The 286-nt window shown below is 43.4% G+C and carries 1 pseudogene; it reads left to right on the top strand.

Annotation, left to right across the window (positions count from 1 at the left end):
- Positions 1 to 286, top strand: a pseudogene (locus ACNKXV_RS14530) (sodium-dependent transporter); the annotation flags it as partial.

The raw sequence follows: 286 nt of genomic DNA, 5'->3' as shown, positions 1-286 counted from the left end.
GGTTTGCCTACGGTGCTGTTTTTCCAATATGGCTATTTCGATGAATATGATTATTGGGCAGGAACAGTCAGTTTGGTGATTTTTGCTTTCCTTGAAACTTTGCTTTTTACCTGGATATTCGGAATGAATCGGGGTTGGGAAGAGCTCAATCGAGGAGCGGACATCAAGATTCCAAGTGCATACAAGTGGATCATGAAATATGTAACTCCGGTACTTTTATTCCTGGTTTTGATCGCAGCATTTGTCACTCCTCAGGGCAACGATTGGAATGCTGCCATTTCGGGAC

Origin of the sequence: Christiangramia aquimixticola (assembly GCF_048285835.1) — a bacterium.
GTDB lineage: Bacteria > Bacteroidota > Bacteroidia > Flavobacteriales > Flavobacteriaceae > Christiangramia > Christiangramia aquimixticola.
Note: the sequence above shows the minus strand (reverse complement) of the source record. Positions and strands in the feature narration are given on the sequence as shown.